Annotated in this window: 5 protein-coding genes; 2 read left to right on the top strand and 3 right to left on the bottom strand. The window is 66.0% G+C overall.

Annotated features, from left to right (window positions below; genetic code table 11):
- Positions 1-314: 314 nt before the first annotated feature.
- Positions 315-569: a hypothetical protein gene (locus NBX02_RS13050; RefSeq protein WP_250283557.1), complete on the top strand. Its 255-nt coding sequence runs from the start codon at positions 315-317 to the stop codon at positions 567-569.
- Positions 570-574: 5 nt separating this feature from the next.
- Positions 575-1,480, top strand: coding sequence for a transglutaminase-like domain-containing protein (locus tag NBX02_RS13045; RefSeq protein ID WP_250291520.1), 906 nt, complete (start codon positions 575-577; stop codon positions 1,478-1,480).
- 93 nt (positions 1,481-1,573) lie between these two features.
- Here NBX02_RS13045 and NBX02_RS13040 read toward each other — a convergent pair whose 3' ends face one another.
- From NBX02_RS13040 to NBX02_RS13030, 3 genes are all read right to left on the bottom strand, one after another.
- Positions 1,574-2,782 (bottom strand): cytochrome P450, encoded by a 1,209-nt coding sequence (locus tag NBX02_RS13040; protein WP_250291518.1) that lies wholly within the window; start codon positions 2,780-2,782, stop codon positions 1,574-1,576.
- Between the two features lie 130 nt (positions 2,783-2,912).
- Positions 2,913-4,004, bottom strand: coding sequence for a type III polyketide synthase (locus NBX02_RS13035; RefSeq protein ID WP_250283551.1), 1,092 nt, complete (start codon positions 4,002-4,004; stop codon positions 2,913-2,915).
- 608 nt (positions 4,005-4,612) lie between these two features.
- Positions 4,613-5,074: WD40 repeat domain-containing protein (locus NBX02_RS13030; RefSeq protein WP_445548409.1), on the bottom strand; the 462-nt coding region annotated here is incomplete at its 5' end.

Below are 5,074 nucleotides of genomic sequence, written 5' to 3'. Positions count from 1 at the left end.
GTGGCGTGGTGTACGGAGGGTGATTTCGCATGATTCGGGTTCGGGCTGTGCGGTGGCCGTGATGAGCACCGCGCGTACCCGACCATATTCGGCGGACATGCCCACAAAAGACTCGTCGATCCCCGGGAATCGTCGTGCCCCGGGAATCGTCGTGCCCGTCAGCGTGATCTCCCTTTGAGGGTCTCCCATATGGTAGCCTGTGAACAGGCTGATGATTTCGCAAACATCGACATGATGTCGATGTGCGACATGATGTCGATGTGGTAGTCGGTTGTTGCCATCCGGCGGGGTACCGTCGGGGTGAGGTGGCCGTCGTGACGGCGCATCAGACCTTTTCCGTTCTCGACCGCGTCGACCTCGACCGGTTCGACGACGACGGCGGTGCTCCCGACCGGCTGTCCTTCACTCCGTCCGTGCCGGGCACCCAGCCGCTGGTGACTCTGCCCGACACCGCACCCGAGCATGTACCCGAGCATGCGCGCGAGGTGCTCCGGTTGGCCGGCGCCGGCTCGCTGACCGGTTCGACGGACGAGATCCTGCGCACTGCCGGGGTGGCGTCCCCTCCGTGACCGACGTGCAGTCAGAAAGTTACCGACCGTCCGCGCATCCCGGCGGCGGGGTGGCCGAGCGAGTGGTCAGTTGCGACCTCACCTTCGATGTCGGGGAACCTGCGGACGTCGCCCTCCACATCGCCGCGGCCAACGGCCGGGCAGTCCGTGCCGAGCGGCTCGACGTGACGATGGACAGGAGGGTGCTCCCGGTCGCGGTCGAGCTGGCCACGCCACACGGTGGTCGACTGCATCTTCTGCGCACACCCCGGGGAATCCTGTCCGTGTCCTACCGGGCGGAACTCGGCCCCCCGCCTGCCACCGCCGGACAACCGGCCGCAGCCATCCGCGGCGACCTGCCTGACCTGCCTGACCTGCCTGGTCTGCCTGGTCTGGAGCAGCTGACCTACCTGCGGGCGAGCCGCTACTGCCCGTCGGATCACGATGTCGGGTTCGCGGTCGCCGAGTTCGGCGGCCTGCCACCCGGACGCCCCCAGGTGGAGGCGATCACACAGTGGATTCACAGCCGGGTGGGTTATGTCCCGGGCTCCAGCAACGTCCACAGCTGCGCCGATGACGCGCTGCTCACCGGGCAGGGAGTATGCCGCGATTTCGCCCATCTCGGGATCACGTTGTGCAGGGCTCTCCAGATACCCGCGCGCTTCGTCGCCGTGTACGCGCCCGGCCTGGCCCCGATGGATTTCCACGCCGTCTTCGAGGCATGGTTCGACGGTGCGTGGTGGACCTACGACGCCACCCGCCGAGCCCCCCGAGAGGGCATGGTCCGCATCGCAACCGGTCGCGACGCGGCTGACACGGCCTTCGTCAACGTCCTGCGAGGCATCGTCGTCCTCCAGTCGATGGAGGTGACCGCGACGGTCACCGGCTTACTCCCCATCGACGACAGCCTCGCCCCCCACCGGCTCTGCTGATCGCGGGCCAGGACCTGCCTGGGGGAGCAGGCCCAGCCGATCACCGCTCTCGTTGACGACAGGCGGCACCACCCGAGGACCGGGCCGGCGCCTCTACCAGGCGACCGGCAGCACGAGCGGGTAACGCCAGATCGACACCGTGTTCCACCGCACGTCCCGCGCGGGTACGGCCAGCCGCAGTCCGGGGAAACGGGTGAGCAGTGTGCCAATGGAGACCTGGAGCGTCATGCGCGCCAGATGGGATCCGAGGCAGTGGTGGCTGCCGTATCCGAAGGTCATATGCGGGACGGGATCCTTCCGTCCGAAGTCGAGTTCGTCGGCACGGTCGTAGACCAGTTCGTCGCGGTTGGCGGTCAGATATGACACGTGCACGGTGTCACCAGCCCTGATGGTGACACCGTCGAAGTCGATGTCCTCCAGGGCCACCCGCGGAATGCCGACGCCCTGACGGAACGGGATGTGCCGCAGCAGCTCCTCAATGGCCTGCGGCAGTATCTCGGGATGGGCGCGCAGCTGGCCGAGCTGCACGGGGTGCGTCAGCAGCGTGTAGACGATGTTGCTGATGTTGTACGTGGTGGTGTCGTGACCGGTGACCAGCAGGAGCATGGCCAGCACGGACAGTTCCTCCTCGTTGAGGATCTCGCCGCCGATCCGTGCGGTGGCGAGCGCGCTGACCAGGTCGTCGCCGGGGACACGGCGGCGTTTTGCGGTCAGCTCGGCGAAATAGGCCCGCAGTTCCGCCTTCGCTTCCACCGCCGAAGTCTGGTCGACGGCGCTCATGGACATCATGGCCGAGGCACACCGGCGAAGTTGGGGCCGGTCCGCCTCGGGGATGTCCATCAGTGCGCAGATCGTCATGAGCGGCAGCCGGCCCGCCAGATGATCAGCGAGATCCGCCGGCGCGCCATGCCTGGCCATTCTGGTCAGCAGCCCGTCCGTGGCCTGCTGGGTCCAGGGCCGCAGTTTCTCGACCTGGCGCGTGGTGAACGCCTTGAGGATCAGGCTGCGCACCCTGTTCAGCGCGGGCGGATCCATGAGGTTGATCGACTCGGGCTGCGCGATGGGGGCAGGCGTGATCCGCGGGAAGTCCCGCCCGATCAGCGCGGCCCGGCTGAAACGCCGGTCCGCGGTGACTGTCCGCACGTCCGCATCGCGGGTGACCAGCCAGCAGTCGCCTTCCCCGTATGGCATCCGGACGCGGGTGACGGGGGCCTCAGCCCGCATCCGGGTCATGAAGGGGTCTGGTTCCAGGGCGTCGTCGTGCCGGAACGGGCACGTCGGCACGGAGTTCGAGATGGACATCCCACACGGCCTTTCCAGTAGGAAACTACAATCGACATATCCGGTGTCGACCAGGCTGTCCGGGGAACGCCAAAAACTGATGGAAAGCCCGCGGTGGCGTCCGGCCCGGAGCGGGGCGACGGGTCCAGGCTCAGGCCTGCTCTTCGACCCGGTCCGCCCTCTTTGCTGTGAAGGGGTCTGCCTGCCAGCGCCCGACCGACATCTCAGCCGTGATCCCGGGACCAAAGCCTGCCAGGATACCGCATCCACCGTTCGGGACCCCGCCTTCGGTAAAGATTCGCCGAAGGGCGTCGAGTACGACGGCGCTCGCGATGTTCCCATACTCGGTAAGCGTCGCCCTGCTATGGCGAAACTCGTTGGGTGCGACATCGAGAAAACGGCTCAGGTCGTCCAGGATGCGGGGCCCGCCAGCGTGGATCACGTAGAAGTCCAGCAGCGATGCGTTCCAGCCGTTCTCTGCTGCCAGGTCTCGCAGGACCGGCGCCAGCGGTTCCATGGTCTTCGGGACGCGTCGGTCGAGCTGGAAATGAAAGCCGGTAGCTTTCACGGCGTAGGAAATCCATTGCTCGGTGTTCGGTATCAGGTAGGAACCGGTCCGTTCCAGGCGCATGCCTGTCCCTCCGGAGGCGCGCACCACGGCGGCCGCTACGGCGTCGCCGAACAGGCCGTTCGACAGCAGGCTGCCGATCTCGACATCGGTGGGCTGGTAGCAGAGCGAGCAGAACTCGCAGGCCACGATCAGAGCGTTTGATCCGGGATGGGCGGTGCAGAAGTCAAATGCGCGGTTTATCCCTGCTCCGCCAGCCGCACAGCCCAGCTGGGCAATGGGGAGCTGGCGTGTCTCCGGTCTGAACCCGAGCTTGTTGATGAGCCAGGCCGTCAGCGACGGCATCATGAACCCGGTGCAGGACAGGTATACTATCATGTCGATATCAGCAGGCGACATCTCCGCATTTCGGAGCGCGCGGTGCACAACGTCCGGAACCCGAGCCCTGGCCTCTTCCTCGTAGATGTGGTTCCTGATCTCAAAACCTGGGTGCTTCAATGTCTCGTCAATCGGACGAACAATGTGGCGCTTGACGACGCCGGTGTTACTTATGAGGCGCAGGGCGAGGGGGAGGGCAGGGTGATCTCTGTGAAGACGCTGAGCCAGTTCAAGAGTCTCACCCATGGTCAGGATATTTTCTGGAACCGCGACAGCCGGTTCACACAGAACGGGCATCAGCAGATTCTCCTTCAGAGCCAGGGGCCGTGGGAGGCTGTATAGCAGACGAAGCTGGATCGTCTCCGTCCACGGTTCGACCGGTTATGATACTGCTGTCGGGCAGCCGGGCGGCGACTGAATGTTGCCGGCGCAGACCGTGGTCGTCCGGTTACAGGAGACAGGTCAATGTCTGAAGGCCACGGAGAGTGCGCCGATCGGGACCGGGCTTCGCCGGGAAACAAGATTCATCAGGACGTTTCGTGTCGCGCATGGGGACGACCGTAGTGTTCCTTCTCGTCGTGCTGGCAAAAACTACCGGACAGGTCACCTGTTCCTGGCGGGAACAAAAAGAAAGACCGGGCCCTGTTGTGGAGATACCCTGAACCAATAGCCACCAAACAATAACGGCCTCGCCGTCGAGGCCGAATTGACGGGATTGCATATCTGGCGTCGTGATGTCCCTGACGGCAGGCTTTGCGTCGGGCATTCGGTACCGCCCATTTCCTTACTCGTCCAGATCGGACGTTACCCGGCGCATCGTGGTGAATCCTCCGGCAAGCAGCGCGGCCGCGAGGGCGGCACGGTAGCCCGGCTGCCCAGCGGCTGATCCTCCTGGCCGGTCGTGATCAGCGGCGGCGGAAGATGCCGCTGCGGCGGCCGGGGCGTGGATCAGGCGGCCTGACCGGCGGGATCACCTGGGGTGTGACGGGGTGCCAGCCGGCGGGCAGGGGCAGGGGCGCGTCCTCCGCGAGGCGCCGGATGGCCGGGTCGTAGCCGTCCAGCTCGCCCGGCTCGAAACGGACGGTCTTGATCACCCAGCAGAAGGAGCCGCCCGGCTCACCGACCAGCTTGTAGGAGCCGTCCGGCAGCAGAACCGCCCACCCATCCTGAAGACCGATCACGGTAGCGATCCGCCGTCCGGTGGTGGTCTCCCACAGCCGGACCGTGCCGTCGTTGCTGCCGGTGGCGATGGTGGTGCTGTCGGGGGAGAACGCCGCCGACCACACCCGGCTGGTGTGGCCGGTGAGGGTGTGGAGGTGGCGGCCGGTGGTGGTCTCCCACAGCCGGACCGTGCCGTCGTTGCTGCC

Origin of the sequence: Protofrankia sp. CiP1_Cm_nod1 (assembly GCF_920888515.1) — a bacterium.
GTDB lineage: Bacteria > Actinomycetota > Actinomycetes > Frankiales > Frankiaceae > Protofrankia.
The sequence above is the reverse complement of the archived record's forward strand: the minus strand, read 5'-3'. Positions and strand labels throughout refer to the sequence as shown.

Excerpts from the sequence above, each read along its gene's own strand:
- NBX02_RS13040 (WP_250291518.1), bottom strand. The coding sequence starts at position 2,782 with ATGTCCATCTCGAACTCCGTGCCGACGTGCCCGTTCCGGCACGACGAC.
- NBX02_RS13035 (WP_250283551.1), bottom strand. The coding sequence starts at position 4,004 with ATGCCCGTTCTGTGTGAACCGGCTGTCGCGGTTCCAGAAAATATCCTG.